Below are 12,594 nucleotides of genomic sequence, written 5' to 3'. Positions count from 1 at the left end.
AATAGGGAAAACAGTTCTATTTACAGAATATCTCAAGCCGGACAAGCCGGGTGTCATATAAGATTATCCGCAAGGGATTTTACTTACTCTCCTTTGGTGGCGTCCTCCTTCAAAAGGTGTATTCAAAAAAGTCACCAATATTTCATAGATTTCCTCTTCACTCAGCAACCTGCCCGGCAGTGCCAGGATATTCGCATCATTGTGAGCTCTTGCAAGGAAGGCTACTTCGGGATTCCAGCATAAAGCGGCACGTACTCCCTGATGCTTATTCAACGCAATACTGATTCCTATCCCTGTCCCACAAATGGCTACTCCCGGGTAACACTCGTCGTTTTCTATGGCTTTTGCCAAAGGATGAGCAAAATCGGGATAGTCACTGCTTTCCTCAGAATAGGCTCCAAAATCTCTGTAGGGAATCCCTTTTTCTTGAAGCACTTTGATGATGAATTGCTTTACTTTATAGCCCGCATGGTCGGATGCCAACCCTATAGGTTTTTCTGAATTATCGAATAAAGACATGTTATAACAATTTCTTCACCTGTTCGTAAACATTTTTTCCGGTATATCCCAATTTTTCGTCGAGGATCTTATAGGGAGCCGAAAATCCAAAGGATGTCATCCCCCATACTGCCCCATCGGAACCGACCAGCCCTTCCAAAGTTACGGGAAGTCCGGCAGTAAGGCCAAATTTCTTCTTCCCTTTGGGCAATACTGAATCCTGGTATTCGGGAGATTGGGTCCTGAATAATCCCTCTGACGGGACAGAGACTATGCGTACCTTTACTCCGTCAGCCCGTAGAAGATATGCACCTTCTACCAAGGTAGACACTTCTGATCCCGAAGCAAGCAATATCACATCATAATCCGCATCATCTTGAACGATATAAGCACCTTTTCCGGAATTCAATGCTTCACTGAAACGAGATTTACCTGAAGTAGGAAGATCTTTAATATTCTGGCGGGAAAGGATCAGCCCCGTAGGTGTCGTACTGTTTTCCATCGCCATCTTCCATGCGACAGTCGTCTCATGGACATCGGCAGGACGAAGTATAAGCACTGAGTTCTTACCGTGATGATTTTGTAATTTCTCTAACAAGCGTATCTGTGCTTCGTGTTCTACCGGTTGATGGGTGGGACCATCTTCGCCAACACGGAATGCATCGTGAGTCCATATGAAAATGACCGGTGTTTCCATCAATGCAGCTACCCTAATGGCAGGCTTCATATAGTCAGAGAAGACAAAGAAAGTTCCACAAGCAGGGATAACTCCTCCATGAAGACCCATCCCGATACTAAGGCAAGCCATCGTAAATTCGGAAACTCCGGCCTGAAGGAACGCACCGGAAAAATCATTCTTCACAAACGCTTTTGTATATTTCAAGAAACCGTCCGTCTTATCCGAATTGGAGAGGTCGGCTGATGCTACGATCATATTCTCCACTTGTTTCGCCAACTCACCCAAAACGGTAGCTGAAGCTGCACGGGTAGCGTTATCCGGCTTCTGTTGAATAGCGGCCCAGTCGATAGAAGGCAACTCACGCGCAAACCATTTATGCTTTTTCTCAGCCAGTCCGGGATTGGCTTTTGCCCATTCCTCCTGTTTTGCTCTTTTTGCAGATACTATTTCTTTCAGTTGCTCTTTTCTTCCGGCATAGAGTTCTTCTGACTCGGGGAAAATCACGAAAGGATTTTCCGGATCACCACCTAAATTCCTGATGGTTTGGTCGAAATCAGCGCCGGCAGCACTTAACGGTTGTCCGTGTGTAGAAACCTGGCATTCGAATGAGGTACAATCCGCGGCTAACGCACCACGCCCCATTACGGTGTTACCTATGATCAGTGTGGGCTTCTCATTCTCGGTCTTGGCCTCTTTCAATGCACGACGGATTTCATCAACATTATTACCATCTATCGTAATTACTTTCCAGTTCCACGCTTCATACTTTTTCGCCACATCCTCACTGGTAACTGCATCGGTAGTAGTGGAGAGCTGTATATTATTAGAATCATAGAACATGATCAGGTTATTCAATCCCAAATGACCGGCAATACGCCCTACTCCTTGCGAAATTTCCTCCTGGATACCTCCATCGGAAATAAAACTATAAATAGTGTGATTTATGACATCTCCCAGTCTTGCTTGTAAAAATTTGGCAGCAATGGCTGCTCCGGCGGCATAAGCATGACCTTGTCCCAACGGCCCGGATGTATTCTCCACACCCCGCATCACATCAATCTCGGGATGCCCGGGGGTAGGACTACCCCACTGGCGGAATTCTTTCAATTCATCCAATGAATATTTGCCACTGAGACAAAGTACAGAATAAAGCATCGGCGACATATGCCCCGGATCAAGAAAGAAACGGTCCCTCAATTCCCATGCCGGATCTTCGGGGTCATACTCTAAAAACTCAGAAAAAAGGACATTAATAAAATCGGCACCTCCCATTGCTCCACCGGGATGGCCTGATTTCGCCCGCTCTACCATTGATGCCGAAAGAATTCGAATATTATCGGCCGCTTTGTTCAGTAAGGTGTTATCGTTCATAAAATATCGGTAAAATATAAAGTCTTAATTTACAACTCAGATATAATTCAACATTGAAAGGGTTATTATTCACAAAGGTAATTCTTTTTTTAATTTACAGACTGAAATAATTGATATGTTTGACGCATTTTTTGGTACAATTTCATGGATTTTCATGGTGAATTGGCAATCCGGACGAGGAATATTGCTACTTTTACACTTTTGTTCGATGGTTGCTCCGCAGTTGTTCGACTGTAATTTGAAATAATTCCACAAGGCGGGAAACAACGACGAAGCCGAAGAATGCGAAGCAAACAGCGGTAAAACCAAATAACGCGAAGCGAACAACATGAACGTAATGAACGAATAGAATGAGTTTAAGTAAAAACAAAATAAAATATATCAGGTCGTTGAACGAGAAAAAATTTCGCAACGAACACAATACTTTCGTGGCAGAAGGTACGAAGTTGGTTTTCGACCTATTAAGAACTTGTCGCTGTCAACTGATCGCTGCATTACCTTCCATTTTATCATCCCATCCCGAATTAAAGGCCGAAGAGATTATTGCAGCAGATGAAAACGAATTAAAAAAGGCTACTTTTCTGAAAACAGCACCGCAAATTATTGGTGTTTTTTATCGTCCATCACAGGAGATTGAAAAAATTGATTTCAGTAATCAATTATGCCTTGTACTCGAAGGTATCCAGGATCCCGGAAATATGGGAACTATTATCCGTATCGCCGACTGGTTCGGCATCGAACATATCATAAGCTCTTACGATAGTGTCGACATCTTTAACCCCAAGACCGTGCAGGCTACCATGGGAGCCATTGCCCGTATAAAAGTATTTTATACCGATATCAAAGATCTCCTGAGACAGCAATCGCATTCTCCCATCTACGGCACTTTCCTGGAAGGAGAAGATATTTATTCTACCTCCCTTTCAAATAATGGTTTCATTGTTATGGGAAGTGAGGGCAGAGGCATTAGCCGTGAGACTGAGAAGTTGATTAACAAGAAACTTTTTATTCCCAATTTCCCGGAAGGAAGAGCTACTTCAGAATCATTAAATGTGGCTACAGCTACAGCAATCACCTGTGCGGAATTTCGACGCAGGTCAAGGTCATAATCTGAAAACAGCTCATACCGGGCGGACAAAAAAATCACGTATGTAAAATACGTGATCACCTAAAACAAATCTAAAAAGGATAAAACTCACTTCTGTGAGAGTGGGTGGAGAACGGGGCTCGAACCCGCGACCTTCGGAACCACAATCCGACGCTCTAACCAGCTGAGCTACATCCACCGTATTTCAAATCGAGTGCAAAGGTACATCTTTTTTCTAAATTCTCATACAAAACAGAAAAAAATTCATTACATTTGAAGTTGTTTTAATCAAAAAACGAATCAACTGTGTCAAAAAAAGTCAAACTGTCCGTATTGGGAATATCTTTCAGTCAGGTACAGGCCGGGGCTTATGCACTTATCTTTGCAGAGGAAAATGGCATACGCCGGTTACCGATTGTCATTGGTACTCCTGAAGCGCAATCCATTGCAATTGTAATGGAAGGAATTATCCCGCCTAGGCCTCTTTCGCACGACCTGATATGTTCCATCTGGAATGAACTGGGGGTTGAATTACAGGAAGTTTTGATCCATAAATTCGAAGACGGCGCATTCTTCTCGGAATTGCTGCTACTACAAAACGGCAAAGAGTACCGCATCGACTCCCGTACCTCCGATGCAGTGGCCTTAGCTATCCGCACTCACTCCCCTATCTTTACTACAGAGGAAATCATGCAAAAAATGGCAATCGTCTTCGATGAACAGGCTCCTGCAGGTTCTATTGAACCGGAGAATAATGAGCCTCCTCAAGGGGAAGAAGAACTATCGGGTCTAAGATTGGATATTCTCAAGAATCGCCTTGACGATGCAGTGAAGGAAGAGAATTACGAGCTGGCGACCCGCCTACGTGATGAGATAAACCGAAGGGAGAATAAATCCTGAACTTAGGCGTATGGCTGACACACTCTTCTATTCACCCACTCTTTTGGAAAGCTCCCTACTTCCCGAAAAGGAATCGCAACATTGTGTAAAAGTACTCCGTATGCGGGAAGGCGATAAACTTACTGTGACAGACGGGCAAGGATCTTTTTATGAATGTACACTGCTTCAGGCCAATCCAAAGCAATGCTTGGTAGATATTCAAAACTGTATTGAAAAACCTAAAGGGTGGGGGTATAATCTCCGTATCGCTTTTGCTCCTACCAAACAGATGGAACGGAACGAGTGGTTCGTCGAGAAAGCCGTGGAAATCGGGATCGATAGATTTACCCCAATGCTCTGTCATTATTCTGAACGTAGAGAGGTCAAGACTGAGCGTCTGGAGAAGATCGCAGTTTCAGCAATGAAACAGTCACAGCGATCTTATCTACCCAAAATTGATGAATTATCCCAATTTGAAAAGGTAATCTCAGAACCGTTCAATGGAAAAAAATATATAGCGCATTGCTATGATCTTCCTAAGAAGCAGTTGGCTCAGCACTATAAAAAGGATGAAAACGCCTTTTTCCTTATCGGACCGGAAGGAGATTTTAGTCAGGAAGAGGTGGAGAAAGCAATTGCGACCGGCTTTGAACCGGTTACTCTGGGCGATTCCCGGCTTAGGACAGAGACAGCCTGCCTGGTCGCCATACATACTATACATGTAATCAATAGTTTATCATAATATTTTACAGAGATGAAAAAAATAACTATCGCATTTTCAATAGGTCTGATATTGTTGGCATCAGGCTGTAACAGCGGCACTGTTAAAAAGGAATTACCAAGAATTGCCATTGCGGGTATTGCCATCGAATCCAGTACCTTTTCACCGGCAGTGACCCACGAAGATGCTTTCAGGGCACGTACCGGGGAAGATATTTTTTCCTACTACCCTTTTATGGCTCCCGATTCAGGAATAATAGACCGGGCCGTATGGCTTCCTACCCTCCGTGGACACGCTATGCCGGGAGGTATTGTCACCCGTGAAGCATACGAGTCGCTGGTGACAAAGACTTTGGACCTGTTGAAAGAGACCTTGCCTTTGGACGGACTTTTCTTCGATATCCACGGGGCAATGAGCGTACAGGGGTTAGATGATCCCGAGGGTGATTTTCTGATGCGTATTCGTGATGTGGTGGGTACTGATGTACTGATCTCCACCTCAATGGACCCGCACGGCAGTGTAACACACCGTCTGGCCCAGAATACCGACCTGATTACCTGCTACCGGCTCTCTCCCCACGAGGATGCTATCGAAACGAAAAAAAGGGCCGTCATCAACTTGCTTGACAGGTTAGAAAATGGCAAAGGAAAACCTGCTTATAAAGCATGGATCCGCGTTCCTATCCTCCTTCCGGGTGAACAGACCAGTACCCGTATCGAACCGGGAAAGACCCTTACCGGCCAGATCCCCGGCCTGCTTGAAGAGGATAAGGTGATCGATGCCTCCGTCTGGTTATCTTACCCCTGGGCTGATGCACCGCGAAACCATGGAGTGGTAATGGCATATGGAGACGATAAAGAAGCAGTAGCCAGGGTAGCTGAAAAGCTGGCACATCATTTCTGGAACGTAAGGAAAGAATTTGATTTTGTAGCTCCCACTACTTATCTGGATAATGCATTGGCACAAGCATTGGCAAGCGATAAAAAACCATTTATCATTAGTGATATGGGAGATAATCCTACTGCCGGTGGTGCGGGAGATGTCACCTGGACTCTGCATGAACTGTTCAAACGTCCCGAGTTCCGTGCTTCCGGAAGCAAAACATTGATTTATGCTTCCATTCCCGGCCCGGAATTGGTCAGACAAGCCATCGAGGCAGGGGTTGGCGGACAGGTAGACGGCATGGCCGGCGCCGAAGTGGACAATCGTTATGCGCCGCCTATTCGCCTGAAGGGAGAGGTGACGGCTATTGATGAAGATGATGACAATGCCAAAGCTGTAGTGAAAAGTGGGAATATCTACACCATTGTAACGGAAAAAAGGACGGCCTACCACTATGAGAAGAACTTCACCGATCTGGGATTAAACCCGAGAGAAGCTGATATTTTAGTGGTGAAGATAGGATACCTTGTACCAGAATTGTACGATATGCGCGGTGATTGGGTGATGGCGCTTACACCCGGTGGTGTGGATCAGGATCTGTTGAGATTACCGTATGAGAGAGTTCAACGCCCGATCTATCCGCTTGATCCCGACATGGAAGATCCCGATCTGAGTGCACGGTTCATACCATCGTCGGACGAAATAAAACGGTAATATAATGCTCATTTAGTTTAACGAAAACGTTTATTGGCTACCATCGAATCAGTTTATCATTTTTAAAATTCCGTTCTCACAAAAATGAACTAATTTTGTATTTGTATAGTTATGGAGATAAACAATTTGAAAGTCTCGAACCATCTAAGTGAAAGGATGAAGGAGCGAAATTTAAAAACCAAATGGATTTTAGAGACCGTCCAACATCCCGATGAACAGATAGATATAGCAGAAGATGAAACCCATTTTTATAAAATAATAGCAGAATATCAGGATAAATGGCTTAAAGTAGTAGTAAATAAGATGAATAATATTATAATAACAGCTTATTTTGATAGAAACAAGAAAGGGAAATAACATGAATATTCAATATGACAAAGAGGCCGATGCTTTATATATAAAATTTTCCGAAAACAATATTGTCGAAAGTGAAGAAAAAGAGAATAATATTGTATTAGATTACGATAGCGAAAAAAATATAGTAGGAATCGAAATCCTCTACTTTGTAAAAAAACACAAACAATCTATTTTTCCTGCATTTAAAGAGGTGGAAAAAGCGGTTTGGGAAAGTAACCTTGCAGCCGGATAATATTCACAATGCAGCGATATGACCAAAAAGGAGCGTTATAAAAAGGTAATCGACTGGTTCATAGAAAATGCGGAATCAGCCGAGACGGAGTTGCATTATCAGAACGATTATCAATTGCTGGTGGCGGTGATTCTCTCTGCGCAGTGTACCGACAAGCGGGTGAATATGGTTACACCCGCTTTGTTCGAAGTATTCCCTGTGCCCGAAGTAATGGCCGCTTCAACACCCGAAGCAGTTTTCGAATACATCAAATCCTGCTCCTATCCCAATAACAAAGCGAAGAATCTGGTCGGGATGGCGAAAAAGCTGCTCTCCGACTTCGGGGGTGAAGTGCCTAACGATATCGACTCGTTGCTTACCATCCCGGGCGTTGGCCGTAAAACAGCCAATGTGATGCTGGCTGTCGCATTCAATAAACCTGCCATGCCTGTAGATACGCATGTTTTCCGTGTAGCAAACCGCATCGGATTGACCGACAATTCCAAAACACCACTTGAAACAGAACGGGAACTGGTGAAATATATTCCGTCAGAATTGCTCTCGAAAGCGCACCACTGGCTTATCCTGCACGGGCGATACATCTGCGTGGCGCGAAGACCGAAATGCGAGATCTGCGGTCTCAGTCCATGGTGTAAATATTATGAGAAGCATTTCGGATCAGGCATGACTGTCCACTCAGGAACAAAGACAAGTAGAAAGGCAAATAAGCCGAAGAAATAGTTCAATACTAACATTTACCCGGCAGGAAGGGAAAAAATTTCGGGCTATAATCCAACGATTACAGCCCGATTTTTTGTTTTACCTACAATGGGTTACTGTTGTACTGTGAATTTATAGATGCAACGGCTGGTATATTTCTCTCCCGGCTTCAAATAGGGAGAAGGCCAGTCAGGTTTGTTAGGCGAATCGGGATATTTTTGTGTCTCCAGGCAGATTGCATTGCGTTTGCCATATACAGCACCATATTTACCGGTAACTGTTCCGTCAAGGAAATTTCCGGTATAAACCTGAACCCCAGGCTCGTCGGTATATACCTCTAGTTGAATGCCGGTAACAGGCGAATAAACCGTAGCCGCAATCTGTGAAATATCTCCTTTGGTATTCAACACCCAGTTATGGTCATAACCGTCACCGTTTTTCAACTGGTCGAAATCATACTGGTCGATGCGCGCTCCCACAGCAGTAGGTGTCCTGAAATCCATCGGCGTACCCTCCACTTTTTCGATTTTCCCTGTCGTCATAAATGTGTCATCCACCGGAGTGTACTCATCCGCATTGATCATCAACAGGTCATTGAGGATAGTGTTATTGGCATCACCCGACAGATTGAAATAAGAGTGATTGGTCAGATTAACCACCGTCTCCTTGTCCGTTTCAGCTTCATATTGCAGGTCAATGGCATTATCATTTGTCAACGTCATCGTCACCTTCACGTTCAGGTTACCGGGAAATCCTGCTTCTCCGTCTTCCGACAGGTAAGTTAATACTACTGATTGCTCGTTCGGCTGGACAGCATCGAAGACTTGCTTGTCAAACCCTTCCGGTCCGCCGTGCAGGGTATGCCCAAAATTATTTTGAGGCAATTGATACTCTACTCCGTCCACCGTGATCTTTCCGTGGGCAAGCCGATTGCCATAACGTCCGATGGTCGCCCCAAAATTGTTATTGATATTGACATAGTCATCAATATTATCAAAACCGAGTACTACATCCTGTAGTTTTCCGTCTTTGTCGGGAACCATCACCGAGACAATCCGTCCACCATAGTTGGTTACGGTAACCTCCACACCGTTCGCATTCTTCAGTACATAAAGGTTGACCGAGTCACCGTTTACGACTGCCTGAAAGTCGCTCTTCTTCAATCCCGAGAGTGTTGTTTCCTCCGCGGGAGCCTCTTTTTGTTTGTTGGTACATCCGGCTATGGCTATGATTGCCAGCAGCAGGATTAATCGATTGATTTTTATCATTTTTCCTTTATATTTAATAAATTCTTTCGCAAATTTACATGATTTTATTTATGTACCTATGATTTACTTCGATAAAAAATTTTCAGCTCTGCCGGGAGATAGCAGTTCCCATAGCGATGCCACTGTCCATCCCGGAGCAAAAATATCATTATAAAATCCTTTTCCATTGCGTCCGTAATCCCAATTGGTGTGCTGCACCACTTCGGGATAATATCCTGTTTTTGCTACACCGCACATATGGTTTTCAAACGGCAACAGCTGACGCATCGATGAAGAGATGACTTTGACAAAATCGTCAAAACGAGGTTCATCATATCGTTTAGATAGCCAGTTCAGCACTGAACCGAACTCGAAGATAAACACATCGATATGGTTGTTCTCTACCGATACATTCCCCCATCCCCTGGTTTTCAGGCCGATGTCACCTATCATCTGCCCCCGGGCAAACGGCACATCCCACATGTAATACCAGGAAAGAGCAAAGTAGGATGCTTTAAGAGAGAGATCGGAATAGCGCTGTTGTTCATTCCCTTTGGAAATCAGTGCCAGATAGTACATTGCCGTTGCAGCATACAAAGAGGCCTCTTTATCTTCGCAGTTAGCATCCAAGGTAGAGGAAAAATAGTCGGCTTTGGAAATAATTTCCTTCTCCAGGTAATCAGCTGTTTTTTTAGCGGCATTCAGGTATTTTTTGTCGTTAAAATACTTATAAGCCATTACCAATGGTACCGTTACCGAAGGCGTACTACCACCGCTTCCGTCTTCGATAGTCAGGTCGTCATTAAACTTACGTGGAAAACTTCCGTCTGCATTTTGCAGAAGCAGGATTTTCTCCAATAGAGATTTCATTTTACTCTCCCATTCCGGATGTTTTTGGCCGTTTTCTTTTTCATACTGAAGGAAATGGAACATAGCATATAAGCCTTCGGATTGACGGCGAATACTAAGCGTAAGTGTATTGGGTTTCGCCCTGTCATCATCAAAGTTCACAAATTCACGGAAAAGCCCGTTGGGTGTAAAACCATGATTCAGATAACTATCGAAAACAGAATAACTATTGGATACCAATTCAGCTCGATTATTCTGCTGTCCGTATTCCAATGCATTGAATGCATTGAGCAGGACTCTACCGACAAAGCCTATCTCAGCACGTCCGAGGCTCTCGCAGGTAGCAACTACCATTCCTTCTCCCGAATTGAATTTCAGGGGATGGTCGCTCACAAAGCTCCGGGTAAAAAATCCGGTAAGGGTTTCTTTTACGAAATCATCGCTGAAAGGGATATCCACTGGTTCTGGACGCCAGGTATCGTAACTGTATTCCCATAATTGACGGATAAGTCCCGAAAAATCAGAAACTTTACCCGATTGCAGGAGCCATGTCAGTTTGATCGATTCTCCTTTTTCAAGATATTGGAATGCTTCTACCGACGGTGCCAACGTAAGTTTCCGGATATATGTCTTCGGTGTTTCATAATAGGGAAAACCGAAAGAGATATTGGCATCACTGTTCACATTTTCAAATCCGGTGTAACCGATCGATGTTTTACCGGAAACGATCACTTCTCCTTCTTTATGTGTTGTAAGCGCTTCTTCCTTAAAATCGTCCATCCGCATAACTGAAAGATACTCCCCTGTCCTTTCATTGAAAACAGCGGTCATCGGCACACTCAACCGGTCTTCACGTACCGTCCAGCTATCGGATGTATGAAAAGAAGGCGCTTCTTTGGGTGAACGCAGATTACGGCGATACCAGAAACCGGGCATATAGAATTGACAATCATCATGAGAGTAAGTGGTATTGATCCGCTGTTTGAAATTAAAATAGATATCTTCTTTGGCTGAGATCACCACTTCTATCCTATTTTCTTCCACTGTCCGTGTAATGGCAACCGGAATATCCTTATCCGCTTTTAATTGAACTGACTGCTCCTCTCCCGTTGCTCCTTTCAATGGATAGTGTACGGCATTGTTACCGGGTATTTTTAACGCTATTGAAGCATCTATGTTGATTGCAGGAACCTGAGCAATTATGTATTCCACATTCAGCAGGCACAAAATAGCGATAGAGTATAAAGTGATTTTTTTGATTTGCATACGATTAAAATTTAGATACAAGAACCAAGACACAAGAACCAAGACAATTTAATCATGCACTTATGTGATAACGGTTATCATGCTCGTTTCATACAAAATTTATCTTATTTAAATATGGGTTTTTCGGCTTCAAAAGAGGGGCTGCCCCCTTCGATATAAGGCCAGTCGTTTTCCCAACGCACCTGATCCATTACCAGCACACGTCCTTTGGGATTATCTACAGATACAGCGTGATAGAAGATCCAGTCCTGACCTTTTGAGTCCTGCACAATCTCCGAGTTATGCCCTGTACCCACAAATTTCTGATTTTTTTGAATAATTATTTCATGATGATTATCCATCATCGACCTGCCCTGCTTGTCAAGATAAGGGCCGAAAAGATTATCGGAACGACCTGCTACAGTAGTATAGGTACTGTTCAGTCCTTCACAGCAGGATCCGATGGAAGCAAACATATAATAGTAACCGTTCCGTTTGTGTATATACACTCCTTCGTATGCTGTCCCGGCCACCTGTTGTTTTTCTGCTCCCGGCTTCAGGGAAAGGCCATCATCCGAAAGTTCAATGGCATAAATGCCGCGGAAGCTTCCCCAGAACAGGTATTTCTTCCCTTCCTCTTCGATATAAAAAGGATCGATAGAGTTTTGCACATTGATCTCGTTGCTGCGGAAAAGCTTACCGTGATCGGTATAAGGTCCTTCGGGCTTATCCGCTGTCGCAACACCGATGCCGCAGGTCCATTCACCACCCCAGACCGACATGGAATAGTACAGCACATACTTTCCGTCGATGAAATTGATATCGGGTGCCCACAATCCGCCATTGGGTTCAAACGTAGGGCGGGTTGCATTGGTAAATGCGGTACCTGTCATTTCCCAGTTGACCAGATCTTCAGAACGGTGAATAGGCATATTCCTGGTATCTTCTGTTGCAAAGAGATAGAAATAACCGTCATCTGCCCGTATAATGGTGGGATCAGGAAGACTGTAATTAACTACAGGATTTTTATAAATATTCTCTTTATCATTAACTGGCTTATTATCTACCGGTTCAGCACTTTTACAAGAAGTAAACACGGTGATTAGAAAAAGAAATGTAACTAAGCGGATCATT

12 protein-coding genes and 1 tRNA gene are annotated in these 12,594 nt (G+C 43.9%); 7 read left to right on the top strand and 6 right to left on the bottom strand.

What is annotated here, in order from left to right; translation table 11 throughout:
* Positions 1 to 63: 63 nt before the first annotated feature.
* Together rpiB and PSM36_RS05755 are read right to left on the bottom strand one after the other, a co-directional pair.
* Positions 64 to 519 (bottom strand): ribose 5-phosphate isomerase B, encoded by a 456-nt coding sequence (gene rpiB / locus PSM36_RS05760; protein WP_076929638.1) that lies wholly within the window; start codon positions 517 to 519, stop codon positions 64 to 66.
* Between the two features lies 1 nt (position 520).
* Positions 521 to 2,548 (bottom strand): transketolase family protein, encoded by a 2,028-nt coding sequence (locus PSM36_RS05755; protein ID WP_076929635.1) that lies wholly within the window; start codon positions 2,546 to 2,548, stop codon positions 521 to 523.
* Between the two features lie 350 nt (positions 2,549 to 2,898).
* On the opposite strand from PSM36_RS05755, the gene PSM36_RS05750 reads away from it, so the two are divergent.
* Entirely contained in the window at positions 2,899 to 3,657 is a 759-nt protein-coding gene (locus PSM36_RS05750; protein WP_076929632.1) for an RNA methyltransferase, read from the top strand.
* A 102-nt stretch (positions 3,658 to 3,759) separates the two neighbouring features.
* Here PSM36_RS05750 and PSM36_RS05745 read toward each other — a convergent pair.
* Positions 3,760 to 3,835 (bottom strand) — tRNA-His (locus PSM36_RS05745).
* A 106-nt stretch (positions 3,836 to 3,941) separates the two neighbouring features.
* Between PSM36_RS05745 and PSM36_RS05740 the strand changes: the two genes are divergently transcribed.
* The 6 genes from PSM36_RS05740 (at position 3,942) to nth (ending at position 8,140) form a co-directional block, all read left to right on the top strand.
* Positions 3,942 to 4,535, top strand: a complete 594-nt coding sequence (locus PSM36_RS05740) for a bifunctional nuclease family protein (protein ID WP_076929630.1) — start codon at positions 3,942 to 3,944, stop codon at positions 4,533 to 4,535.
* Positions 4,536 to 4,545: 10 nt separating this feature from the next.
* Positions 4,546 to 5,256 (top strand): 16S rRNA (uracil(1498)-N(3))-methyltransferase, encoded by a 711-nt coding sequence (locus PSM36_RS05735; protein WP_076929627.1) that lies wholly within the window; start codon positions 4,546 to 4,548, stop codon positions 5,254 to 5,256.
* A 12-nt stretch (positions 5,257 to 5,268) separates the two neighbouring features.
* A complete protein-coding gene (locus PSM36_RS05730) occupies positions 5,269 to 6,831 on the top strand; it encodes a M81 family metallopeptidase (RefSeq protein ID WP_076929624.1) in 1,563 nt (520 codons plus the stop codon).
* Between the two features lie 156 nt (positions 6,832 to 6,987).
* A complete protein-coding gene (locus tag PSM36_RS05725; protein WP_161947549.1) occupies positions 6,988 to 7,188 on the top strand; it encodes a DUF4258 domain-containing protein in 201 nt (66 codons plus the stop codon).
* Position 7,189: 1 nt separating this feature from the next.
* Complete coding sequence (locus PSM36_RS05720) at positions 7,190 to 7,420, top strand: DUF2283 domain-containing protein (protein ID WP_076929619.1); 231 nt, start codon at positions 7,190 to 7,192, stop codon at positions 7,418 to 7,420.
* Between the two features lie 18 nt (positions 7,421 to 7,438).
* Positions 7,439 to 8,140: an endonuclease III gene (gene nth / locus PSM36_RS05715; protein WP_076929617.1), complete on the top strand. Its 702-nt coding sequence runs from the start codon at positions 7,439 to 7,441 to the stop codon at positions 8,138 to 8,140.
* 92 nt (positions 8,141 to 8,232) lie between these two features.
* Here the strand turns inward: nth and PSM36_RS05710 are convergent, their stop codons facing one another.
* The 3 genes from PSM36_RS05710 to PSM36_RS05700 form a co-directional block, all read right to left on the bottom strand.
* Positions 8,233 to 9,378, bottom strand: coding sequence for an aldose epimerase family protein (locus tag PSM36_RS05710; RefSeq protein WP_076932087.1), 1,146 nt, complete (start codon positions 9,376 to 9,378; stop codon positions 8,233 to 8,235).
* A gap of 72 nt (positions 9,379 to 9,450) precedes the next feature.
* Positions 9,451 to 11,481 carry a hypothetical protein gene (locus PSM36_RS05705; RefSeq protein WP_076929614.1) on the bottom strand — a complete coding sequence of 677 codons (2,031 nt, stop codon included), beginning with the start codon at positions 11,479 to 11,481 and terminating at the stop codon, positions 9,451 to 9,453.
* A 104-nt stretch (positions 11,482 to 11,585) separates the two neighbouring features.
* Complete coding sequence (locus PSM36_RS05700; protein ID WP_076929611.1) at positions 11,586 to 12,593, bottom strand: family 43 glycosylhydrolase; 1,008 nt, start codon at positions 12,591 to 12,593, stop codon at positions 11,586 to 11,588.
* Between the last annotated feature and the right edge of the window lies 1 nt (position 12,594).

Source organism: Proteiniphilum saccharofermentans, from assembly GCF_900095135.1.
Lineage (GTDB): Bacteria > Bacteroidota > Bacteroidia > Bacteroidales > Dysgonomonadaceae > Proteiniphilum > Proteiniphilum saccharofermentans.
This window is presented reverse-complemented; position numbering and strand designations above follow the sequence as displayed.